The following is a 23,314-nucleotide window of genomic DNA, read 5'->3' on the forward strand; positions in this document are numbered from 1 at the left end:
GTCAGGATGGCTCGGCACGAACCACCAGTTGCGCCTCCAGTAACTGATCTTTTTTATCCAGACTCAGGGATTCGAATTGAGCACCGTCGCGTTCGACGCCCTCCAGCCATTTCAGTAATGTCTGCGCATTGCCCCGCAAGGTGATGCGCAGGACATTGTCATCGGCCTCGAACTGTTCCAGGTCCAGCCCCTGCGCCAATGCGCTGTCACTGAGCCGGGTGGAGAGCGGCGCGGACACCGGCGGGCGCTGCTGCGACGGCAGTGCGCGCTGCACTTGCAGCGCCAGCGCCAACCGTTGTTGATAAAGTCGTTCGGCGGCAGCCAGACGCTGTTGTGCCGGTTGCCAGAGCCCACTGAACATCAGCACGACAATCAGGAAAATGCCCAGCCAGACCAGCATTTTCTGATCCCTTCGCGGCAGTTGCTGCCATTTTTCCTGCAAGACTGGCGGTAACTTCAGGTAAGACTTCATTCAGGACGACTCCTCCAGCGTCAATATTGCCCGTACGCGGTTCTGGTCTTTGCTGGCACTGCCGAGCTTGATTGACATCCCGCTCTGTCTGCCGCGCTCCCGCAACTGCTCAAGTTCGGCAAAACTGTTGGCTGTCAGTTGCACTTTCCAACCCTCGCCGGCGCGATACTCGATGCGTTGAACCTCGACGCTGCTGCCACCGATTACCTGTTCGGCAAGGCTGCGCAAACGCGCCAGGCGGGTTTCCTGATTCGTATCACCCTGCGATTGCAAGGCACGCAATTGCGCAGCCAGGTCAACAATGCGGGTTTCCTGCGGAAAGATGGCTCTGAACCGCTCCACGCTGTCGGCGTAAAGAAGCCCGGCTTGTTGTTCAAGGAAATGGCTACGTGCCTGAGTGAAACCCCACAGCATCAGGAACGTCAGACCCACCGCCACCCCCACCAGCGACCAGGGCAAGCGTCGCTGCGACTGAGCATATTCGCCCTGACGCAGGTCTATAGCGTGCCGGGATTGTCTGGCCAGCACAGTGCTGAGCGCTGTCAGCGGAGAGTCCGGTGTGTTCAGCCAATGCACGGGGGATGCCGGGTTTTCCTTCAAGGTTTCACGTCCTTGATCGGTCAACGCCAGCCTCGCTAGCAGGCCCCCTCCGACGATCCAGCGCCCGAACCACCAGGCGCCACAAGGCCGATCGTCGGGCAGCAGATCGGCATCGACGTAACAGCTTGCCGGCTCGATACCCAAGGATTTCAGCAGGACCAACAACGTTTCCAGCCACTGCCGGTCGATTACCAACAGCGGATAACGTCGCGTAGCGTCTGAGCGCCCGGCCGCCACATGAACGCTGTCCAGTTCCTGCGCCAATTGGTCCTCAATCGCATACGTCAGCGCCTGTACGGAAGGCCGTCGTCGGTTAGGCCATGCGTCGGTGAGCCACCAACTACAAACCTCCATTGGCAGTATCAGCATGACGCTGGCACCGGCCAACACGGTCGCGGCGTTGGCCAATGGCATGAGATTCGGCGCCTCGTCGTCACGCCAGAAACAGCATGGCCAATCGGGTGAGGCCTCAGGCAAGCCTTCGGCAGTCAGGTAAAGCCAGGTTTTCATTGGGCAATTTCACTTTCAGTCGAGGCCACGAAACTTCGTTGCTGCAGTCGTAGCCGGCCATTGTTCAAATCACGTTCAAATTGGCTGATCAGGCGCAGACGGCGCTGGCCCAACTCGGCATCCACCGTGACGCGAAACCAGCGGCTGCTCAGACCCAACCCTTGGCTGAGTACACCCAACCCCTCAATGGCAGGCGCCTGAGTGAAGTTCTGCACACTGGAGTAACCCTCAGCAGGACGTTGCGCCACCAACGCTCGGGCGCTGTCGATGGTCATTCCTTCAAGGGTCGCGAGGACCGTTGCCGAGGCGGTGTTGACGTTTAGCGTGGCTTCCTTGGGGAGCACGGCAATCCACGGTTTGATGCGCGCCAGCCAATGTGCATCGACGCCGGGCAGCAACCGTAATCCGGAAACATCGGACGGCAGCCCCGGGCCGTCGGGCGGGCGCAAAGCGCTCAAATCCGGAGCATTCAGGTTCAGCGCCTGCAACAGCCGCGACCAGCGCCCGAGCGTGATCTGGTCGACCTGACCGGCCTTGAGCAACTGATTGATATTGAAGCGCCCGGCCAAGTCCTCGATGTGGATGTGCACACGCCCGCCGTCGATGTCGAATGCGCTCCGGCGCTGGCCCCACTCTTGCCCCAGCTGAATTGTTCTGGACGCTCGCCATTGTGGGTTCTGCAGATATTGCCGAGCCAGGGTTTCGCCGCTCAGCCCCAACTGACGCAACTGCAATTGATGAAGTTGCTGCGCACTGCTTTGCACTGCGAGGCGATGGCTGCGCAGTAAACTCCCGACCAGCAACAACGCCAGGCTCATCACCAACAGCACCGTGATCAATGCAACGCCTTGCTGACGGCTCTTCATCGCACGGCCTGCGGCAAAATGAACACGCGGCGGATCTGGCCGAAGCGCGGCGAGGAAAACTGCAGTTCCACAGCCTGGGGCGGCGCCATCGGCATTTTTGCATCAACGGGCCACTCACCGCGCCAGGCGCTTTTTTCATCAAACAACCGCCAACGCACCTGCGTCACGCCTTCGAGCAACTTCTGCCGTTGCGCCTCGGCCTGGCCAACAGCGCGACTGTAACGCCACAGCGTTTCACCTTCGAAGGTGTAACTGACTTCCTGTAACTCGCTGCGCGGCTGATCCAGCGGGTTGCGCCAGTTACCCCGTTGAAAATTCAGCAAACCACCATCAAGCAGAATCGTCCGCCCCGGTTGCGACTCCACCACCTGCAGCACATCGCGCTCAATCACCGCTACGGCGCGCATCAAGCTGCGCAGAGCCAGCTGATGGTCGACACTGCTGCGCTCGGCGTTGGCAACTCCGTCGAACAATCGCCAGCACGCCATCCCCAACACAACGAAAATGGCCATGGCGATCAGCAACTCGATCAAGGTGAAACCCGACTGTCTATTCATCTCGCGCCTGCAACCAGCGCTGGCTGTGGTTCACGATGTTGTCACTGTCGCCACGACGCACGCTGATTTCGACCGCAAGCAGACGCGGGTCGTCTGCCGCTCGAATGACTTGGCTGAGCACCCACTCTCGCTGGGCGAAGGCGACGACGAATTGTTTACTGCCCAATGGCAGATTGCGTTGCAGGCTCAGTTCGCTCAACTGGTTATCCGCCAGCCATGAGGCAAACAACCGCTCCTCCAGACCGGCACCCTGCTGCAATACATACTGACTGGCCGACAGGGCGGCGGCGGCCAGGGTTGCGAAGATCGCGAGGGCGATCATCACCTCCAGCAAGGTAAATCCGCGCTCAGTTTTCATTGATGACCGGCTCACTCAGACCATCACTGGAAAGACTCAACCAACGTTGACTCTTGCTGGAAAAACTCAAGACAAAGGGGCTGAGTTCGTCACTGCTGAGCAGCAAAATCTGGGGTTGCGCCGACTGGTCGCTCAGGGTCAGCGGTCGACCTTCCTGCTCAAGCGTCATGAACAATCCCACAGGCAAATGACTTGGCGCGCCGACTGGCTGCCAGGTCGAACGCTCGAAACGCAACAACTGATAACTCTCACGCTCCAGCCGCACGCCGTATTCACGCTCTTCCAGCACTGCGCTTTCCCGTGAGGTGTTCAGTAACTGTGCGACGATCAGGGCTTGCTGCCGCGCCTGACGTGCCGGGCTCTCGCCGGCCACCAGGGTGATCATGCCGATCACCACGCTGATCACCACAATCACCACGAGCATCTCCAGCAGCGTGAAACCACGGGCGTTGCGCTTCATCCTCAGTTGTCCCAATTGCCGATTTCAGCCGCGTGCCCTTCCCCACCTTCGACGCCATCGGAACCGAAGGAATAGAGGTCATAACCCGGCCCTTTAACGCCCTGCCCCAGGTACTGATAAGGCGTACCCCATGGGTCGACCGGGAGTTTCTTCAGGTAACCCTGCGGGTTCCAGTTTTTCGCCGTCGGTGTACCTGTCGGGCGTTTGCTGAGCGCTTCGAGCCCTTGTTGAGTCGAGGGATAGTTGTGATTGTCGAGGCGATACATTTCCAGCGCCGTGGCGATCGCCTGAATATCGGTTCTAGCAGCAGTGACCTTGGCCTGATCGGGTCGGCTCATGAACTGCGGGACGACGATCGCGCCGAGAATGCCGATGATCACCACGACCACCATGATTTCGATCAGGGTAAAACCGCGTTGGGTACGTGCGCCGCTATGTACAAAGGGTTTCATGGTTCAGCTCACCAGTTGATTAAGACTCAGAATCGGCATCAGGATGGCCAGGACGATCAGCAACACCACGCCGCCCATCACTACCAGCATGAAGGGTTCAAACAGGCTCACCGCCAGTGCGATGCGCGCTGCCAGGTTTTTTTCCTGTTGCTCGGCGGCTCGCGCCAACATGCTGTCCAGTTCACCCGCGCGCTCGCCACTGGCGATCATGTGCAGCATCATCGGCGGGATATCGCCGCTGCGATCCAGGGCACGAGCCAGCGTGCCGCCCTCACGAACAGAGCGGGCGACATCGCTCATGCGGGCGCGGACGGTATGGTTGGCAATCACCGCGGCGGCTATTTCCAGAGCATCCACCAGCGGCACGGCGCTCTTGCCGAGAATCGCCAAGGTACTGGCGAACCGTGCCGCTTCGGTCGCGCGCAACACCCCGCCAAGCAGCGGCATGCGCAACAGCAATGCATGCCAGCGCAAACGCATGGCGGGCTGACGTAACGCCGCTCGTACAGCCGCGACCAAGGCGAAGATCAACAAAAACAGCCACAGGCCATAACCGCGCAAGCCATCGCTGAGGGCGATTAGTCCGCGAGTCAGCATCGGTAATGGCTGGCCACTGTCGATAAAAATCTTCACCACGTCCGGCACCACGTAGGCCAGCAACAAACCGACAATGGCCAGCGATGCGCACATCAGAATCAGTGGATAAACCAGCGCCAGCTGAATGCGCTGGCGCGAAAGCTGACGAGCCTCGGTGTAGTCGGCCAACTGCTCCAATACCTGTTCCAGATGACCGGAGCGCTCACCCGCAGCGACCGTGGCGCGATACAGTTCGGGGAACACTTTGGGAAATCCGCCGAGTGCCGACGCCAGTGCGTAGCCTTCAAGGACACGACTGCGCACCGATAGCAGGAGGCTGCTGACACGTCTTTTTTCACTCTGCGAGGCTACCGCTTGCAAGGCTTCTTCCAGTGGCAACGAGGCCTGAATCAGTGTCGATAGCTGACGTGTGACCAGGGCCAGTTCGCTGGCACTCAAGCGCGCGTTACTGGTGAACCGACCGGCCGGGTTTTTTACCCGTCGGGCCTCCCTCAAGTGAGTAGTCATCAAGCCGCGATCACGCAATAACTGACGCGCCTGCCTGGGACTTTCCGCCTCTTGCGAGCCTCTGATCCTGCGACCATTGCGGTCCTGCGCCTGATAATCGAATGCCGGCATGCTCAGTCCTCCTGGGTCACGCGCAACAGCTCATCGAGGCTGGTCGAGCCATCGAGTACCCGCCGCAGCCCATCCTGAAACAGGCTCGGGGAGCTGTTGCGTGCTTCACGCTGAAGCTCCGGCTCGCTGGCCCCGCGATGGATCAATGCCGAGAACGCCGGATTGACGCTGATCAGTTCATAAATGCCGATCCGTCCGCGATACCCCTGCTGGCAATGCTCACAACCCACGGCCCGATAAAGGCGCGGCGCCGCGTCGACCGCCAAGCCGAGCCGCAGGCTCTGGGCCGCGTCCGCCACATAGGGTGATTTGCATTCGGAGCACAGCGTGCGCAATAGACGCTGGGCCAGCACACCGACCAGCGAAGACGCCAACAAGTACGCGTCGACTTCCATGTCCAGCAACCGGGTCACTGCGCCCACCGCGCTGTTGGTGTGCAAGGTCGACAGCACCAGGTGACCGGTCAAGGAAGCCTGCACAGCAATTTCCGCGGTTTCGCGGTCACGAATTTCGCCCACCATCACCACGTCCGGATCCTGACGCAGGATCGCCCGCAAACCCCGGGCGAACGTCATATCGACCTTGGGGTTGACCGGGGTCTGGCCAATGCCCGGCAGGTGATATTCGATCGGATCCTCGACGGTCAGGATATTGCGTGTCTGATCGTTGAGATGAGTCAGCGCGGCATACAGGCTAGTGGTCTTGCCCGAGCCCGTCGGACCTGTGACCAGAAAGATCCCGTGGGGTTTGCCAAGCATTTGTTGAAACCGCGCCAGCGTCTCGGCCGGCATACCCAGACGCTGCAGGTCGAGGCGACCGGCCTGCTTGTCGAGCAAACGCAAAACCACTCGCTCGCCATGGGCCGAAGGCAGGGTCGACACCCGCACGTCAACCTCGTGGCCAGCCAGACGCAAGGCGATACGACCATCCTGAGGAATACGCTTCTCGGCGATATCCAGCCTGGCCATGACCTTGATTCGTGACACCAGAAGATTCGCCAGCTCGCGCTTGGGCCGCAGTACTTCACGCAATTGACCGTCGACCCGCATGCGCACCGACAGGTACTGTTCGAACGTTTCCAGGTGCACGTCAGAGGCTTTTTCGCGGACGGCTTCGCTGAGCAACGCGTTGATCAGACGAATGATCGGTGCATCGCCCTCCTGCTCCAGCAAGTCGGCAGTCTGTGGCACCTGATCCGCCAGACTGACCAGATCCAGTTCATCGTCCAGGCCCTGTGCGACTTGCTCGGCAGCGCTTTTTCCGGCTCGATAACACTGCGCCAGACGCAGGGCGAAAGTCTGTTCGTCGAGCCGCTGCCAGGGCAGATCCCGGGGACTCAAACGGCGCACTTCGGCCAGCGCAGTCAACGGGGTGTCATCGCGAAACAACACGCGCAAATCGTCCCCCTCGCCTTCGAGCAATACCCCGAAACGACGGGCAAAGCCGAATGGCAATCTAGCAGCGGACTCCGGCACCGCACTCATGGTGCTCGCACCTTGTCTTTGCGCAGATCAATCAGTTGATTGTCGTTGGTGCCTTCGAACAATTGTTGTGGGTCTCGTGGCAACAACAATGAGTTGTTCTGCCGCGCGCCCGGTTTGCTCAAGTGACGCAGGTCGTTGTAACGATCCTCGGTGATCTCGGCGAGGTTCTCTCTGCTGCGGACGATGGTCGGACGCAGGAACACCATCAGGTTGGTCTTGGTCACGGTGTCTTTGCTTGAGCGGAACAGCCCGCCGATGAGCGGAATGCGGCCGAGGATCGGCACACTGCTTTCCACCGTCCGTACGCTGTCCTTGATCAAACCGCCAATCACGATGATCTCGCCGTCATCAGCCAGAATGGTGCTCTTGAGCGAGCGCTTGTTGGTGATCAGGTCTTCGCTGGTGAGGCCGCTGACCGCAGGCGCGATTTCGGAGTTTTCCTGCTCGACTTCCAGCCTGAGTGTCGAGCCCTCGTTGATGTGTGGCTTGATCTTCAGGCTGATGCCGACGTCCTTGCGCTCGACCGTGGTAAAGGGATTATCCGAGCCGCTGCTGGAGGTGGTGTAGGAGCCCGTCTTGAACGGCACGTTCTGCCCCACCAGAATCTCTGCCTGCTGGTTGTCGAGCGTCAGCAGGCTCGGCGTCGACAGCAAATTGTTACGGGCATTGCTAGCCAACGCGGTCACCAGAACGCCGAAACGATCACTGCCGATTTTCAGTGCAGCGCCTTCCGGCAACTTGACGTTGGCTCCCGAACCCAAGAGCCCGGCAATCGTGCTTCCAGCGCCCGGAAAGGTGATGCCGCCCTTGACGTCACCGCCATTCACGCCCCATTGCACGCCGAGCGCTTCATTGATGTCGCCGGAGATTTCGACGATCGCGGCATGAATCAGCACCTGAGCGCGTGGCTGGTCGAGTTGACGGACAATATTCTCGATGGTGCGCACCTGCGCCGGCTCGGCAATGACTACCAGCGCGTTCTGGCTCTCATCGGCCTTGACCACCACAGGGGAGGCCGGCGAAGTATCTTTGCCATTGCCCGAACCACCGGCCGCTTTCATTCCCTGACTCATGGAATCGAGCACCTCGGCCAACTGCTTGGCGTCACTGTGGCGCAGACGTATGACCCTGGAGTTGTCAGCGCGGGCGTTGGCGGGTGTATCGAGCGCCCGTGCCATATCGATCAACCGCTGCCGGGCGACCTGTGTGCCCAGAATCACCAGACGATTGCTGCGGCCATCAGCGATAACCTGGCTGCCGGACTCCAGGTTCTGTTTGCCGATCGACTGCTCCATGACTTTGGCAATCTCAACGGCCAGGCCATAGCGCAACTCAACAACGGCGTGTGCATTTTTGGCACCGGAATCCAGTTGCCGCACTATCTCGCTGATGCGGCGGACGTTGCCGGCGCTGTCGGTGACGATCAATGCATTGGCCGAAGCGGAGGGTCCGATATAGCCATTGGTGGACACCAACGGACGAATCAACCCGGCGAGATCGGCGGCAACACTGGCGTTCAACTCGATGACTTGAGTGACGAACTCGGTGCTCGACGCCGTGTGGCCATTTTCGTTTCCAGCGCGCGCCTTGGCTTCGCCCGCCGGAATGATCAGCAAGCGATCACCCTGATCAACAGCGGCAAAACCGTGGGCATCGAGCACCGAGAAGAACAGACGCCGAACACCTTCGCGGTCCAGCGGCTGTTTGGAAAGCACGGTAATTCGACCCTGAACACGCGGATCAAGAATCACCGTGGAGCCGAGTATCGAAGACATCTCCTGCACGACATCGCGCAACTCCGCATCCTTCATGGACAACTGCCATTGCGGCGCTTCGGCCAATACAACGCCTTGAACCAACAACGGTGCGAACGCCAGAAACCGCAAGACGCGGCGTGCAGAAAACCAGAAGAGCATAGTCATGCGATCAATCACTTTGGCCACTGTAGGGCGTGGGTTGGAGATAAAGGTTGGCGCTTGCGCCAGCAACGTCGGGCGAACTGCCTTCGATGGGCAACAACCAGCGTTTGGTCGACATTTCGATGGGCAAGACTTCTTCGCGGCCATTGCGCCAGAACACCACCTGGCCGACTTCGATGCGGCGCAGCACACTGCCGCCCGGCAAGGTGTCGCCGAGTCGGTAGGTCCGTTCACCTTCAGTGCCGGCCAACAGCGCTCGGGAGTCACCGGTACTGGAAACAAAACTGGCCTTGAGCACTAACGCCTCACTGCTTCGGGCCAGTGACTCTTGCGCTACCAGCCCCAGCAACGAAGCAATCGCCCCCGGATTGAACGGCGCCTGTTCGTCAACTGAGGGAGGCGGTTTGATCGCAAGGTTCGCCAGAACGGGAAGCGTGTCGCGCCAGGCGCGCTCCTTCCACAGCAATACACCGCCACAAACCAGCGGCAGCAGCAATGTCGAGCCGAGAAATACCGAGATCTTTCTGGAGGGCGCCATCGATAAAAACTTCAAGGGCGGCTCAACTCAAACAATCGAAGTCTGTCGGTGAGCAATCTCTGCGCAGGCGCGGGTTGCCTTGAGAAAACGGGTTTTCTGTTCATGTCTTCACGTTCCGATCCACACATCCAGGGTATGCCTCGAATACCAACTGACGACGCCGAACAGCCATGACGGCTATCCGGCGTCGAACGGCTAGGGATTACCTGGCAATCCAGGCGTCCTGCCAGTTGGAACCAATACCTGGCTCATACTGATTGGCGGAGGGGCTGTAAGACTTGCACCAGCCTTCGAACGGGAACGGCTTGCACTCATAGACCTTGCCGTTTTTTGGCTGCAGCACTTTGGTACCGGCCTTGTAACTGCCAATCCCGGCAGGGAACTCAAAGGCGTGATCGCCACCGCCGGCTGTGCCGGTCATTTCAAAACGCTTGGCGTCTTGAAGATTGATCCGGCCATCCTTGCTGCTGCCAACCAGCAATACCTGGTGTGCACCGGGCGAACTGGTTACCTGAACGCTGATCGGCGCAGTAGTGGCATTAACCAGTTGTTTCGCATAGCCCACTTGCTTGTTGGTGGCATCCACCACGGTGGCCTCAACGGTCAGTTCGCGGTTGGTCATGACCGTGAGGTCGACTTTGGCTTTGCCTTTGTCCAGCACAAACTCGCTCGCCATGTTGTGGACGTGCATGTAAGCGTCGATATCACTGACTATTACCGTTTGCAGCTGATAGCTGGTAACACCACTTTCAACCTTGGCGTACAAGCCATTCGTGCCCTTGACCGGGGCAATATTGCCTTCGGCGTCACGTACACCGGCACGTATCAGTTTCTGGGTCGCATTGACCTTTTCGGCCAGTTTGTACGACCAGTTCTGCGGCAGGCCTTCTTCTGTTGAATCGATCGTGATCCCGACACTGTATTCAGCGCTTTCGGCTCCGCCTACGAATGCGCGGGCGTTAACCTTGTCGCCGATGCCCAAGGTTCTGTTCGGGGCGATGTTGCCGACATCATTCCAACTGTCCACAGGACCCGGACCCGGTCCCGTATTGCCATCGGCAGTGATGTTCACATCAATGACTTTATGGAAAGCCGACTTTGTGTCATCGACAGTCCAGATACCGAGAATGACGTGATGCCCACTGCGATCGGCCGGGATCGTGCACTTGTGCTTCTCTTTTCCTGGGCCAGCGCCGCCCGACGGCCCGGCAATCGGCGAGCCGCCGTTGGCCTCCACCACGCAAAACGGTGTGGTATCGAACGACGCACGCTTGAGCGGTTCATTCGGGTTCCAGCCGGTTTTGGTGATGAAGTATTCCCAACGAGTGGTTCGATGGGCGGCGGTGTAGTTCCAGGCAAACTCGACATTGCGGTTCTTGATTTCATTCAAATGCCAGCGGGTAGCCGTTTGAATATCCATCTCGGAAAACGAACCGTTTTCGGCACTTGGAATCTTGCCATCGACTGGCCCCGCAGACGGGAAACCTTTAGGCCCCTCTCCCACACTGTGCGGTTCATATTGAGCACCACCGCAATTTGTATTGACGCCCAGTCGGCAAGAGTAAGCTCGCTCCGGCGGCTCGGTAATATAGCCATGCGCCGACACTTGCTGAGAAGCCAACAGTGAAGCCAGCAGGGTCAATGAGGATGCACACCCTGCGAGGATCCCCGCTGATGAAATGTTTTTCGTCATCTTGCTCTCCAATTAACACACTTACGACGTTGTTTTTTTGCCGCACGAGTTCCTTCTCCAGAACAAGCCGCTGCCGCGACATGGCTGGTCCTCTGATATTCCATAATCAAACTAACGATCGAGACTTCGCTGACGGCATCAACTGTTATCTCGGCATGCACAGCCACTCTGCGAGAGATATCCAGGCGTGATGCCCTCATCGGTGTCGGTGCGATTTTTCTTTGACGAAAATCTTACTCGAGAAGCCTGCGTGCCTGAAATAGAAGGGGTTTCAGGCACCTTTTACGAAATAGCCAACTGCTTTGTGCAAAGAAAAAACTTTGAACGTTATCGCAATCACAGCGCATCGAGGCGAAAAAAAAGCGCTCTAAAACAGTGCGCACAATAGTAGCTATATGATATTTAGCGAGAAAACATGTAGCGAAAAACCGTCGATATATCGGATAAAAATATCGATCAGGCAAGAACTTCGCACCCCATACACAGCCAGACCATTACACCACGAAATATTTTGTTAAACATTTCAAGTGCTAAAAAATAACCGACCAATTCAATAGGATTTTTAAAAGCCTGATAACTGTTACTTCACTACCCACCTGAAAACTGCAAACTTCCTTATTCAAACAGACATTCCAGACAGCACCGACCAACAACTAAAAACTTACGACCAATAATATTAATGGCAATTAATGTTTTGAGAGATTCATCACACGACGCAGGCACTTTGTTCGCGTGAATGACGTACTTTTATTCAGCAGACAAGGAGAAAACCGGTAGACGTAAGACGTCCCGGACGCATACGTACCCGATAAAGACTGAGAGGGAGGGGAAACGAGGAGGACAACGAAGGAACATTGAATCAATTGCCCTGCCCGATTCCGGGGCAGGGCAAACAACAAGCACTGTGTCAGTTACTCGTGATACTGCGCCGACAGCTCATGCACCGCGCGCAGGAACGCACCCGCATGCTCCGGATCAACCTCAGGGGTAATGCCGTGGCCGAGGTTGAACACGTGGCCACTGCCCTTGCCGTAGCTGGCCAGAATGCGCCCGACTTCGGTGCGGATCGCTTCCGGTTTTGCGTAGAGTACGGTCGGGTCCATGTTGCCTTGCAGCGCGACTTTGTCGCCGACGCGGGCGCGGGCGTTGCCGATGTCGCAGGTCCAGTCCAGGCCCAGCGCGTCGGCGCCAGCCTCGGCGATGCTTTCCAGCCACAGGCCGCCGTTCTTGGTGAAGAGGATTACCGGCACCTTGCGGCCTTCGTGCTCGCGGATCAGACCGCTGACGATTTTCTTCATGTAGGCCAGCGAGAACTCCTGGTACGCCGCCGCCGACAGGTTGCCGCCCCAGGTGTCGAAAATCTGCACCGCTTGCGCACCGGCCATGATCTGGCCGTTGAGGTACGAGGTCACCGACTGCGCCAGTTTATCCAGCAGCAAGTGCATGGCTTGCGGGTTGTCGTAGAGCATCGCCTTGGTCTTGCGGAAGTCTTTCGACGAGCCGCCTTCAACCATGTAGGTCGCCAGGGTCCACGGGCTACCGGAGAAACCGATCAGCGGCACTCGACCGTTGAGCTCGCGACGAATGGTGCTGACCGCGTCCATCACATAGCCGAGGTCTTTGTGTGGATCAGGGATCGGCAGGGCCTCGATGTCGGCCAGGGTGCTGACGACTTTCTTGAAACGCGGACCTTCACCGGTCTCGAAGTACAGGCCCTGGCCCATGGCATCGGGGATGGTGAGGATGTCGGAAAACAGGATCGCCGCGTCCAGTTGTGGATAGCGGTCGAGCGGTTGCATCGTGACTTCGCAGGCGAATTCCGGATTCATGCACAGGCTCATGAAATCACCGGCCTGGGCGCGGCTGGCGCGGTACTCCGGCAGGTAGCGGCCGGCCTGGCGCATCATCCACACAGGGGTGACGTCTACGGGTTGCTTGAGCAGGGCGCGGAGGAAACGGTCGTTCTTCAGGGCAGTCATGTCGGCATCCGGAAAAAAAGTGCGGGCATTTTCTCAGAGCGCGACGCAAAAGGCACGGTTGCAGGTCAGCCTTTTGTCTATCGGGTCAATTTGTCGCGCTGGAAACACGCTATCAGCAACACAGAGAAACAACTGTGGGAGCGAGCCTGCTCGCGAACAGGGCTTCACATTCAACATTTCTGTTGACTGATCCACCGCTTTCGCGAGCAGGCTCGCTCCCACAGGGTTATTGCATTTGGCTCAGGGGCCGGGTTTAGACGCCCAGGTAATCGAGGATCCCTTCGGCGGCATTGCGGCCTTCGAAGATCGCCGTCACCACCAGGTCGGAACCGCGCACCATGTCGCCACCGGCAAAGATTTTCGGGTTGCTGGTCTGGTGCTTGTACTGACCTTGCTCAGGCGCAACGACGCGGCCCTGGCTGTCGGTCTGGATTTCAAACTGTTCGAACCACGGCGCCGGGCTCGGGCGGAAACCGAACGCGATGACCACGGCGTCAGCCGGAATGATCTCTTCGGAACCGGGGATCGGCTCAGGGCTGCGACGGCCACGGGCGTCCGGCTCGCCGAGACGGGTCTCGACCACTTTCACGCCTTCAACCTTGTCTTCGCCGACGATGGCGATCGGCTGGCGGTTGTAGAGGAATTTCACACCTTCTTCCTTGGCGTTCTTCACCTCTTTGCGCGAGCCGGGCATGTTCGCCTCGTCACGACGATACGCACAGGTCACCGACTTGGCGCCCTGACGGATCGACGTGCGGTTGCAGTCCATCGCCGTATCGCCACCACCAAGTACCACGACCTTCTTGCCTTTCATGTCGACGAAATCTTCCGGCGACTTTTCAAAGCCCAGGTTGCGATTGACGTTGGCGATCAGGAAGTCCAGCGCGTCGTACACGCCCGGCAGGTCCTCACCGGCAAAACCGCCCTTCATATAGGTGTAGGTGCCCATGCCCATGAACACGGCATCGTATTCGGCGAGCAGTTGTTCCATGGTCACGTCTTTGCCGACTTCGGTGTTGAGACGGAACTCGATGCCCATGCCGGTGAAGACTTCGCGACGATTGCTCAGCACGGTCTTTTCCAGCTTGAACTCGGGGATGCCGAAGGTCAGCAAGCCACCGATTTCCGGGTTCTTGTCAAACACCACCGGGGTCACGCCGCCGCGTACCAGCACGTCGGCACAGCCCAGACCTGCCGGGCCCGCACCGATGATCGCGACACGTTTGCCGGTCGGTTTGACCTTGGACATGTCCGGGCGCCAGCCCATAGCGAACGCGGTGTCGGTGATGTACTTCTCGACCGAACCGATGGTCACCGCGCCGAAGCCGTCGTTGAGGGTGCAGGCACCCTCGCACAGACGATCCTGCGGACACACCCGGCCACAGACTTCCGGCAGGGTGTTGGTCTGGTGCGACAGCTCGGCAGCCTGAAGGATGTTGCCCTCGGCCACCAATTTGAGCCAGTTGGGAATGAAGTTGTGCACCGGGCACTTCCATTCGCAATACGGGTTGCCGCAACCCAGGCAGCGGTGGGCCTGGTCGGCCGACTGCTGGGGTTTGAACGGTTCGTAGATTTCGACGAACTCTTTCTTGCGTTGACGCAACAGTTTCTTCTTCGGATCCTTGCGCCCGACATCGATGAACTGGAAGTCGTTATTCAGACGTTCAGCCATTGTTAAAACCTCATCAAACTCTTCAGGCGCATCACTGCGGGTTGGCACGAGTGCTGGAAAGCAACGATTTCAGGTTGGCAGCCTTAGGCTTGACCAGCCAGAAACGGCGCAAGTAATCATCGAGGTTTTCGGCGAGTTCACGACCCCACTCGCTGTCGGTTTCCGCGACGTACTCGTTCAGCACGTTTTGCAGGTGGCTGCGATAGGCTTCCATCGCTTCGCCGCTGATCCGCTGGATTTCCACCAGTTCGTGGTTGACCCGGTCAACGAAGGTGTTGTCCTGATCGAGCACGTAGGCGAAACCACCGGTCATGCCAGAGCCGAAGTTGTAACCGGTCTTGCCCAGAACGCAGACGAAACCACCGGTCATGTACTCGCAGCAGTGATCGCCAGTGCCTTCCACCACCGTGTGGGCACCGGAGTTACGCACGGCAAAACGCTCGCCTGCGGTGCCGGCGGCGAACAGCTTGCCGCCAGTCGCGCCGTACAGGCAGGTGTTGCCGATGATGGCGCTTTCCTGAGTCTTATAACCGCTGCCCTTCGGCGGCACGATGGTCAGCTTGCCACCGGTCATGCCTTTGCCGACGTAGTCGTTGGCGTCGCCTTCCAGGTACATGTTCAGACCGCCGGCGTTCCACACGCCAAAGCTCTGACCGGCAGTGCCCTTGAAGCGGAAGGTGATTGGCGCTTTCGCCATGCCCTGATTGCCGTGCTTACGGGCGATTTCGCCGGAGATCCGCGCGCCGATCGAACGGTCGCAGTTGCAGATGTCCAGGTCGAACTCGGCGCCGCTGAGATCGTTGATCGCCGACGTCGCCATCTCGACCATTTTCTCGGCCAGCAGGCCTTGGTCGAACGGCGGGTTGCGCTCAACACCGCAGAACTGAGGTTTGTCCGCCGGGATGTGATCGCTGCCCAGCAGCGGGGTCAGATCCAGATGGTTTTGCTTGGCGGTCTGGCCTTCGAGGATTTCCAGCAGATCGGTACGACCGATCAGCTCTTCGAGGGAACGCACGCCGAGCTTGGCCAGCCACTCACGGGTTTCTTCGGCGACGTAGGTGAAGAAATTCACCACCATGTCGACGGTACCGATGTAGTGATCCTTGCGCAGCTTCTCGTTCTGAGTGGCGACGCCAGTGGCGCAGTTGTTCAGGTGGCAGATACGCAGGTATTTGCAGCCCAGCGCGATCATCGGCGCAGTACCGAAACCGAAGCTTTCAGCACCGAGGATCGCCGCCTTGATCACGTCGAGGCCAGTTTTCAGGCCGCCGTCGGTCTGCACCCGGACTTTGCCGCGCAGGTCGTTTCCGCGCAGTGTCTGGTGGGTTTCGGCAAGGCCGAGTTCCCACGGTGCACCAGCGTATTTGATCGAGGTCAGCGGCGAAGCACCGGTACCACCGTCGTAGCCGGAGATGGTGATCAAGTCCGCATAGGCCTTGGCTACACCGGCGGCGATGGTGCCGACGCCCGCCTCGGCTACCAGTTTCACCGAAACCAGCGCCTTCGGGTTGACCTGCTTGAGGTCAAAGATCAACTGCGACAAGTCTTCGATGGAATAGATGTCGTGGTGCGGCGGCGGCGAAATCAGGGTGACGCCCGGCACTGCGTAACGCAGTTTGGCGATCAGCCCGTTGACTTTACCGCCCGGCAGTTGCCCGCCCTCGCCCGGCTTGGCGCCTTGCGCGACCTTGATCTGCAGCACTTCGGCGTTGACCAGGTATTCCGGGGTCACGCCGAAACGTCCAGTCGCGACCTGCTTGATTTTCGAACTCTTGATGGTGCCGTAACGCGCCGGGTCTTCACCACCTTCGCCGGAGTTGGAACGCGCACCGAGGCGGTTCATGGCTTCGGCCAGGGCTTCGTGAGCTTCCGGCGACAGCGCGCCCAGCGAGATACCGGCGGAGTCGAAGCGCTTGAGCACCGATTCCAGCGGTTCGATTTCACTGATGTCCAACGGCGTATCCAGAGTCTTGACCTTGAACAGGTCGCGAATCATCGACACCGGACGGTTGTCCACCAGCGAGGTGTATTCCTTGAACTTGGCGTAGTCGCCCTGCTGCACAGCGGCCTGCAGAGTATTGACCACGTCCGGGTTGTAGGCGTGATATTCGCCACCGTGGACGAACTTCAGCAGACCGCCCTGCTGGATCGGCTTGCGCGGACTCCAGGCTTCGGCAGCCAGTGCTTTCTGCTCGGCTTCGATGTCGACGAAACGCGCACCCTTGATGCGGCTCGGCACGCCACGGAAGCTCAGCTCGCAAACTTCTTCGGACAGACCGATTGCTTCGAACAATTGCGCACCGCGATAGGACGCGATGGTCGAGATGCCCATCTTCGACAGGATCTTCAACAGGCCTTTGGTGATGCCTTTACGGTAGTTCTTGAACACCTCGTAGAGGTCGCCCAACACTTCACCCGTACGGATCAGGTCGCCCAGCACTTCGTACGCCAGGAACGGATAGACCGCCGAGGCACCGAAACCGATCAGCACCGCAAAGTGATGCGGATCGCGTGCGGTGGCGGTTTCAACAAGGATGTTGGAATCGCAACGCAGGCCTTTTTCGGTCAGGCGGTGGTGCACAGCACCGGTCGCCAGCGAGGCGTGGATCGGCAGTTTGCCCGGAGCGATATGGCGGTCGCTCAGAACGATCTGCGTACGACCGGCGCGCACGGCTTCTTCAGCCTGATCGGCGACGTTGCGGATCGCCGCTTCGAGGCCGACGCTTTCGTCGTAGTTGAGATCGATGATCTGCCGCTCGAAACCCGGGCGGTCGAGATTCATCAGCGAGCGCCACTTGGCCGGGGAGATCACTGGCGAGCTGAGGATCACGCGCGAGGCGTGTTCCGGGGATTCCTGGAAGATGTTGCGCTCGGCACCGAGGCAGATTTCCAGCGACATCACGATCGCTTCACGCAGCGGGTCGATCGGCGGGTTGGTGACCTGCGCGAACTGCTGACGGAAATAGTCGTACGGCGTACGCACGCGCTGGGACAGCACGGCCATCGGCGTGTCGTCGCCCATCGAGCCAACGGCTTCGTAGCCCTGCTCGCCGAGCGGACGCAGTACCTGATCGCGCTCTTCGAACGTGACCTGATACATCTTCATGTATTGCTTGAGCTGATCGACGTCGTAAAACGCCGAACCGTGGTCGTTGTCTTCCATGGTCGCCTGAATGCGCAGGGCATTCTTGCGCAGCCATTGCTTATACGGATGACGGGATTTCAGACGGTTGTCGATCGCATCGGTGTCGAGGATCTGCCCCGTTTCGGTGTCCACGGCAAAGATCTGACCCGGGCCGACACGGCCCTTGGCGAGCACGTCTTCCGGCTGGTAGTTCCACACGCCGATTTCAGAAGCCAAGGTGATGAAACCGTTTTTGGTGGTAACCCAGCGCGCCGGGCGCAGACCGTTACGGTCGAGCAGGCACACCGCGTAACGACCGTCGGTCATTACCACGCCGGCCGGGCCGTCCCACGGTTCCATGTGCATCGAGTTGTACTCGTAGAACGCACGCAGATCCGGGTCCATGGTTTCGACGTTCTGCCACGCAGGCGGAATGATCATCCGCACGCCACGGAACAGGTCGATGCCACCGGTGACCATCAGTTCGAGCATGTTGTCCATGCTCGACGAGTCGGAACCGACACGGTTGACCAGCGGGCCGAGTTCTTCCAGATCCATCAGATCGTTGGTGAACTTGGTCCGACGGGCCTGCGCCCAGTTGCGGTTACCGGTGATGGTGTTGATCTCGCCGTTGTGCGCGAGGAAGCGGAATGGCTGAGCCAGCGGCCATTTCGGCAGGGTGTTGGTGGAGAAGCGCTGGTGGAACACGCAGATCGCGGTTTGCAGGCGCTCGTCGCTGAGGTCTGGATAGAACGCGGCCAGATCGGCCGGCATCATCAGGCCTTTATAGATGATGGTCTTGTGCGAAAAGCTGCAGATGTAATGGTCGGAATCGACGGCGTTGGACACTGACGAACGACGACGGGCGCTGAACAGCTTGACCGCCATGTCCTGATCGCTCAGGCCTTCACCGCCGATGTACACCTGCTCGATCTGCGGCAGGCGCTCAAGGGCGAGGCGGCCGAGGACGCTGGTGTCGATCGGCACTTTGCGCCAGCCGATCAGTTGCAGGCCTTCAGCGAGGATCTCGCGGTTCATGTTCTCGCGAGCGGCTTCGGCCTTGGCCGGATCCTGGTTGAAGAAAACCATGCCCACCGCGTATTGCTTGGGCAACTCGACGCTGAAGGTTTCCTGGGCAATCGCACGCAGGAACGCATCAGGCTTTTGAATCAGCAGACCGCAACCGTCACCGGTCTTGCCGTCGGCATTAATCCCACCGCGGTGGGTCATGCAGGTCAGGGCCTCAATGGCCGTTTGCAATAGGGTATGACTGGGCTCGCCCTGCATATGGGCTATCAGGCCGAAACCGCAGTTATCCTTGAATTCATCTGGTTGGTACAGACCTGCTTTCATAGACACTTTCTCACCAGGCTGCCTCTTTTCGAGGCAAATTTCTTTTCAATTCAACCACTTGCAATCCGCGCCGAACGTACGCCGGCTTAGCGGGGGCAAAAGGGTGGTCATTGTACACAGCGACACAGACGCTCACAAATTTGACGACGAACTGTCGCAAATCTATGTCGCATTTGTGAAAGGTTTAAAGCGATATGCTGTGCTAGTCAAAACTTTTTTAATTTTGACCGCAACGACTCAAAGACTACTGTAACGCAGACACCACAAGGCACGCGGTCGCAGGGACGGTTGGCGCTTGCTGGCGAACCGCGTTGCACGCCAACGTGTGCGAGGCAAGGCGCGGGATGCTGCCAATGGTTGTTCCCTTGGCAAATCCCGCAACGCAGCCTCGCACACGTTGGCGCGCAACCCGAAGGGACGCGCCCCATTTTTCGCTGGGCAGCGTTGCTCGGAACTTATTTGGAAAAACCAAACTGCGTTCCTCGTGCCTTGCCCAGCAAAAAATGGGGCGGCGTCGCGGTCGTCAGCAAGCGCCAACCGTCCCTGGAGACGGCGCGCACTTGTAGAAATTTTGAGGTGCTTGGAGAGGCGGCCTGGGTAAGGCCGCCGAATCTTCAGCGAGTTGTTGCCAGTTCCTGTTGGACGCTGGCGACAGTGCGAGGCCAAGGTTTACCAGCCTGAACCTTCGCTGGCAAGGCCTTGATGGCAGAAACGGCTGCATCACGATTGGCGAAGTTGCCGTAGGTGATCACGTAGAGAGGCTTGCCGTTGAGGACTTTCTTGAAATAACGGTACTCGCCGCCCTGCTCTTTGACGAAGTTTTGCGCGGTCGCTTCGGAGCTGGTACCGAGGATCTGCACCACGTAGTTGCTGGTCGGCTGACCGGCGTACCAGCTGCCACCGGCAGCTTTGGCGACGGTGACCGGCTTCTCGGCCGGTTTGGCCGCGGCAACTGGCTTGGCTGGCACTGGCGCCGGTTTTGCCGCTGGCGCTGCCGGAGCAGGCTTGGCTGTGGCGATTTGCGTCGGTGCCGGGGTCGGCTTGGCCGCTGGCACGGGAACTGGAGTCGGAGCAGGACCGGCCGGAACGCCGGCAGGCGGCGCAGAAGTGGTAACGGTCGGCGGCGTATCGCTGGAACCTTCCAGTGGCACGCCGTCGTCGCCTTCGGTGATACCACCGGCTGCTTCAGCCAACGGACCGCGCATGACCGGCTGCGAGTTGCCGACCAGCGGCAACGGCATCGGCTGGGTATTACCGGCGAACTCGACGTTTGGCGCGCCGCCATTCGCTGCGCCCTGGCCCAATGGCAGTTGTGCCTGTTCATTGGCCGGTGCGCCGGTGGTTGGCGCCTTGTTGCGACCTGGCATCAGCCAGGCGGCGGCGACCGCGACCACGACGACTGCGGAAATCGCCAATACGTGTTTCTTCGGCATGTTGAACCCCATACTTGGACGCTTGACCGCAGAGCGGCTGGCAATCATGACTTCGATCAGAGCATCGCGAGCGACCTGGTTGATGTTGCCCGGCCAACCCTCGGAGCTTTCGTGAATATCAGAGATCTGATCCGCGGTGAAAAGTTCGACACCCCGGCCCGCACCTTCAAGCCGCTGGTCGAGATATTCGCGCGTCTCTTCTTCGGTGTACGGCTGCAATTCGATGACATGGAAACGCTCTTCCTCAAGGTGCAAAGCCTCAAGTTGCGCGATCAGCGACGACTCACCGAACAGGAACACATGCGGGCGACCTTCCGGCGCACCGGCACCCAGTGCCATCAGCGCTTCCAGAGCGGATTCGTCGAGCTGCTCGGCGTCATCCACCAGCAGGTAGACTTCCTGGCCGGTCAGCGCGAGCTGCACCACCTGATCGAGGATTGCGCCGACTTCGGCCTGGGCCACGTTCAGCGCCTGCGCCACCTGACGCAACACACCGGCCGCATCGCCAGCACCACGCGCGGAAACAACCACGCTCTGCACCGATTGCTTGTTGGTGCTGGCAACCAGCGCCTGGCGCAGCAACGTCTTGCCGCTGCCCTGCGGGCCAGTGACCACCAGCAACAACTGGCTGTAGCGCGCCAGATGATGCAGTTGACCCAGCACCGGTTTGCGCTGGGCCGGGAAGAATTTGAAGCCCGGTACCCGCGGCGCGAAGGGGTCGTGACTTAACTGGAAATGGCCGAGGAACGCCTCGTCGGCATGCAAACTAGTCATCGGAATCTTATTAACCTTTAAGCTGAGCCAGGGCGCGGTAATCCGCTCCCAGCGTGGCCTGTAGAACCTCTTTCGGATAATCGGCGGTCACTACCGCTTCGCCCATCCGGCGCAGCAGCACCAGGCGCAGACGACCGTCGATCACTTTTTTGTCGATTGCCATGTGTTCGAGAAAATCGGCTTCGCTCATCTCTTCAGGCGGAATCACCGGCAGACCGGCACGCTGGAACAGACGAATGCCGCGATCGCGCTCCTGCTCGCTGATCCAGCCGAGACGCGCAGACATCTCCAGCGCCATCACGGTGCCAGCCGCCACTGCCTCACCATGCAACCAGACACCATAGCCCATGTGGGTCTCGATGGCGTGACCGAAGGTGTGGCCGAGATTGAGCGTGGCGCGTACGCCGGTTTCCTTTTCATCGGCGCCAACCACCGCAGCCTTGGCCGCGCAGGAGCGCTCGATGGCGTAAGTCAGGGCCTTTTGATCCAGTGCACGCAAGGCGTCGACGTTGTCTTCGAGCCAGGTCAGGAACGGTTCGTCGCAGATCAGACCGTACTTGATGACTTCCGCCAGCCCCGCCGACAGCTCGCGCTCTGGCAGGGTTTTCAGGGACGCGGTATCGATCAGCACGACGTTCGGCTGATAGAACGCACCGACCATGTTCTTGCCCAGCGGATGGTTGATCCCGGTCTTGCCGCCCACCGACGAATCGACCTGGGACAACAAGGTGGTAGGAATCTGGATGAAATCGACGCCGCGCTGGTAGCAAGCCGCAGCAAAACCGGCCATGTCGCCGATCACACCGCCGCCGAGGGCGATCACCGTGGTGCGGCGGTCATGACGAGCGATCAGCAAGCCATCAAAGATCAGTTGCAGGGTTTCCCAGTTCTTGAAGGCTTCGCCATCGGGCAAAACCACGGAAATCACTGAAAACTGCGAAAGGCTGCGAGTCAGACGTTCGAGATAGAGCGGCGCAACGGTCTCGTTGGAGATGATTGCCACCTGCCGCCCGTGAATATGCGGAGCCAGCAGCTCGGGCTGATCCAACAAACCTTCGCCGATATGAATCGGGTAGCTGCGCTCGCCTAAATCGACCTTGAGTGTCTGCATGTGTCCCCACAGTGAAGATGGAAGCAGGCGTCCTGCCCTGAATTATTGGTTATCTGCGGCCTATAGCGGGTATGACGCCGCTCGCACGCCATCCGCCACACCCTCGACGGGCTGTGACAGGACGCCGAGGATAGCGCATTTCAGGCGATGCTTTAACGGGGAGGAAGCTGCGCCAGGCGGTCGAGAATGTCGAGCACGACCATGCGCGGCGGCCGTTCGTCGGTTTCCACCACCAGATCGGCGATTTCCCGATAAAGCGGATCACGGATCGCGAGCAGGTCACGCAGGGTTTTCGCCGGATCGGCAGTGCGCAGCAACGGCCGGTTGCGGTCGCGGGAGGTGCGGCCGACCTGCTGTTCGACGGAGGCGTGCAGATACACCACGCGACCGCCCTCATACAGAGCCTTGCGATTGGCATCACGCATCACCGCACCGCCGCCGGTCGCCAGTACCACACCGTCGAACGCGCACAGCTCGGCGATCATCGCCTGCTCACGATCGCGAAAGCCGGGCTCGCCTTCCTTGTCGAAGATCCACGGGATATTGGCGCCCGTACGCAGTTCAATTTCCTTGTCGGAATCTTTGAACGGCAGGCGCAGCTCTTTAGCCAGTAATCGGCCGATGGTGCTTTTTCCAGCACCCATCGGTCCTACAAGAATCAAATTTCGCACAGAATCAACGACTCACAGCAATCGCCTGGTTATTCATGATACGCGGAGTGAGACATACCAGCCGCTCGGATTT

At 59.4% G+C, this 23,314-nt stretch carries 18 protein-coding genes; all 18 read right to left on the reverse strand.

Translation table 11 applies throughout. The features are described 5' to 3' along the window. Window position 1: 1 nt before the first annotated feature. Window positions 2-472, reverse strand: coding sequence for a type II secretion system protein GspM (gspM, locus tag ACIOWE_RS19550; protein ID WP_401394701.1), 471 nt, complete (start codon window positions 470-472; stop codon window positions 2-4). Beyond that, on the reverse strand, window positions 473-1,582 hold the full coding sequence (gene gspL, locus ACIOWE_RS19555; protein ID WP_401394704.1) for a type II secretion system protein GspL: 1,110 nt from the start codon (window positions 1,580-1,582) through the stop codon (window positions 473-475). Next, window positions 1,579-2,448 (reverse strand): general secretion pathway protein GspK, encoded by an 870-nt coding sequence (locus ACIOWE_RS19560; RefSeq protein ID WP_401394707.1) that lies wholly within the window; start codon window positions 2,446-2,448, stop codon window positions 1,579-1,581. The genes gspL and ACIOWE_RS19560 overlap by 4 nt, the downstream gene beginning before the upstream one ends. Next, entirely contained in the window at window positions 2,445-3,005 is a 561-nt protein-coding gene (gspJ, locus tag ACIOWE_RS19565; RefSeq protein WP_401394710.1) for a type II secretion system minor pseudopilin GspJ, read from the reverse strand. Before gspJ ends, ACIOWE_RS19560 begins: the two co-directional genes overlap by 4 nt. Next, entirely contained in the window at window positions 2,998-3,363 is a 366-nt protein-coding gene (gene gspI / locus ACIOWE_RS19570) for a type II secretion system minor pseudopilin GspI (protein ID WP_401394713.1), read from the reverse strand. Before gspI ends, gspJ begins: the two co-directional genes overlap by 8 nt. Next, window positions 3,353-3,823, reverse strand: coding sequence for a type II secretion system minor pseudopilin GspH (gene gspH / locus ACIOWE_RS19575; RefSeq protein WP_401394715.1), 471 nt, complete (start codon window positions 3,821-3,823; stop codon window positions 3,353-3,355). The genes gspI and gspH overlap by 11 nt, the downstream gene beginning before the upstream one ends. Window positions 3,824-3,825: 2 nt before the next feature. Next, complete coding sequence (gene gspG / locus ACIOWE_RS19580; RefSeq protein ID WP_095187436.1) at window positions 3,826-4,275, reverse strand: type II secretion system major pseudopilin GspG; 450 nt, start codon at window positions 4,273-4,275, stop codon at window positions 3,826-3,828. A gap of 3 nt (window positions 4,276-4,278) precedes the next feature. Continuing rightward, entirely contained in the window at window positions 4,279-5,490 is a 1,212-nt protein-coding gene (gene gspF, locus ACIOWE_RS19585) for a type II secretion system inner membrane protein GspF (RefSeq protein WP_401394719.1), read from the reverse strand. A 2-nt stretch (window positions 5,491-5,492) separates the two neighbouring features. Further along, window positions 5,493-6,974, reverse strand: a complete 1,482-nt coding sequence (gene gspE / locus ACIOWE_RS19590; RefSeq protein WP_401394722.1) for a type II secretion system ATPase GspE — start codon at window positions 6,972-6,974, stop codon at window positions 5,493-5,495. Continuing rightward, window positions 6,971-8,896, reverse strand: a complete 1,926-nt coding sequence (gspD, locus tag ACIOWE_RS19595) for a type II secretion system secretin GspD (protein WP_401394725.1) — start codon at window positions 8,894-8,896, stop codon at window positions 6,971-6,973. The genes gspE and gspD overlap by 4 nt, the downstream gene beginning before the upstream one ends. A gap of 4 nt (window positions 8,897-8,900) precedes the next feature. Next, the gene (locus ACIOWE_RS19600) at window positions 8,901-9,431 is read right to left on the reverse strand and encodes a type II secretion system protein N (protein WP_401394728.1); all 531 of its coding nucleotides are present in this window, start codon (window positions 9,429-9,431) and stop codon (window positions 8,901-8,903) included. A gap of 202 nt (window positions 9,432-9,633) precedes the next feature. After that, a complete protein-coding gene (gbpA, locus tag ACIOWE_RS19605) occupies window positions 9,634-11,124 on the reverse strand; it encodes an N-acetylglucosamine-binding protein GbpA (RefSeq protein WP_401394731.1) in 1,491 nt (496 codons plus the stop codon). A gap of 911 nt (window positions 11,125-12,035) precedes the next feature. Beyond that, complete coding sequence (hemE, locus tag ACIOWE_RS19610) at window positions 12,036-13,103, reverse strand: uroporphyrinogen decarboxylase (protein WP_401394734.1); 1,068 nt, start codon at window positions 13,101-13,103, stop codon at window positions 12,036-12,038. Window positions 13,104-13,356: 253 nt separating this feature from the next. After that, window positions 13,357-14,775, reverse strand: a complete 1,419-nt coding sequence (locus ACIOWE_RS19615; RefSeq protein ID WP_007909438.1) for an FAD-dependent oxidoreductase — start codon at window positions 14,773-14,775, stop codon at window positions 13,357-13,359. Between the two features lie 31 nt (window positions 14,776-14,806). Then, window positions 14,807-19,252 carry a glutamate synthase large subunit gene (gene gltB, locus ACIOWE_RS19620; RefSeq protein WP_401394737.1) on the reverse strand — a complete coding sequence of 1,482 codons (4,446 nt, stop codon included), beginning with the start codon at window positions 19,250-19,252 and terminating at the stop codon, window positions 14,807-14,809. A gap of 614 nt (window positions 19,253-19,866) precedes the next feature. Next, the gene (locus ACIOWE_RS19625; protein WP_401394740.1) at window positions 19,867-21,459 is read right to left on the reverse strand and encodes an AAA family ATPase; all 1,593 of its coding nucleotides are present in this window, start codon (window positions 21,457-21,459) and stop codon (window positions 19,867-19,869) included. A 10-nt stretch (window positions 21,460-21,469) separates the two neighbouring features. Further along, window positions 21,470-22,570, reverse strand: coding sequence for a 3-dehydroquinate synthase (gene aroB, locus ACIOWE_RS19630; protein ID WP_401394743.1), 1,101 nt, complete (start codon window positions 22,568-22,570; stop codon window positions 21,470-21,472). A gap of 152 nt (window positions 22,571-22,722) precedes the next feature. Beyond that, window positions 22,723-23,241, reverse strand: coding sequence for a shikimate kinase AroK (aroK, locus tag ACIOWE_RS19635; RefSeq protein WP_401394746.1), 519 nt, complete (start codon window positions 23,239-23,241; stop codon window positions 22,723-22,725). Window positions 23,242-23,314: the final 73 nt, after the last annotated feature.

This window comes from Pseudomonas sp. NPDC087598, assembly GCF_044743525.1.
In the GTDB taxonomy this organism is placed as follows: Bacteria; Pseudomonadota; Gammaproteobacteria; order Pseudomonadales; family Pseudomonadaceae; genus Aquipseudomonas.

Coding starts and splice junctions, on each gene's coding strand:
- gbpA (WP_401394731.1), bottom strand. CDS start 11,124: ATGACGAAAAACATTTCATCAGCGGGGATCCTCGCAGGGTGTGCATCC.
- ACIOWE_RS19560 (WP_401394707.1), bottom strand. CDS start 2,448: ATGAAGAGCCGTCAGCAAGGCGTTGCATTGATCACGGTGCTGTTGGTG.
- aroB (WP_401394743.1), bottom strand. CDS start 22,570: ATGCAGACACTCAAGGTCGATTTAGGCGAGCGCAGCTACCCGATTCAT.
- gspD (WP_401394725.1), bottom strand. CDS start 8,896: ATGACTATGCTCTTCTGGTTTTCTGCACGCCGCGTCTTGCGGTTTCTG.
- gspM (WP_401394701.1), bottom strand. CDS start 472: ATGAAGTCTTACCTGAAGTTACCGCCAGTCTTGCAGGAAAAATGGCAG.
- gspJ (WP_401394710.1), bottom strand. CDS start 3,005: ATGAATAGACAGTCGGGTTTCACCTTGATCGAGTTGCTGATCGCCATG.
- gspE (WP_401394722.1), bottom strand. CDS start 6,974: ATGAGTGCGGTGCCGGAGTCCGCTGCTAGATTGCCATTCGGCTTTGCC.
- gspF (WP_401394719.1), bottom strand. CDS start 5,490: ATGCCGGCATTCGATTATCAGGCGCAGGACCGCAATGGTCGCAGGATC.
- ACIOWE_RS19615 (WP_007909438.1), bottom strand. CDS start 14,775: ATGGCTGAACGTCTGAATAACGACTTCCAGTTCATCGATGTCGGGCGC.
- gspH (WP_401394715.1), bottom strand. CDS start 3,823: ATGAAGCGCAACGCCCGTGGTTTCACGCTGCTGGAGATGCTCGTGGTG.
- gspI (WP_401394713.1), bottom strand. CDS start 3,363: ATGAAAACTGAGCGCGGATTTACCTTGCTGGAGGTGATGATCGCCCTC.
- gltB (WP_401394737.1), bottom strand. CDS start 19,252: ATGAAAGCAGGTCTGTACCAACCAGATGAATTCAAGGATAACTGCGGT.
- gspG (WP_095187436.1), bottom strand. CDS start 4,275: ATGAAACCCTTTGTACATAGCGGCGCACGTACCCAACGCGGTTTTACC.
- ACIOWE_RS19625 (WP_401394740.1), bottom strand. CDS start 21,459: ATGACTAGTTTGCATGCCGACGAGGCGTTCCTCGGCCATTTCCAGTTA.
- gspL (WP_401394704.1), bottom strand. CDS start 1,582: ATGAAAACCTGGCTTTACCTGACTGCCGAAGGCTTGCCTGAGGCCTCA.
- hemE (WP_401394734.1), bottom strand. CDS start 13,103: ATGACTGCCCTGAAGAACGACCGTTTCCTCCGCGCCCTGCTCAAGCAA.
- ACIOWE_RS19600 (WP_401394728.1), bottom strand. CDS start 9,431: ATGGCGCCCTCCAGAAAGATCTCGGTATTTCTCGGCTCGACATTGCTG.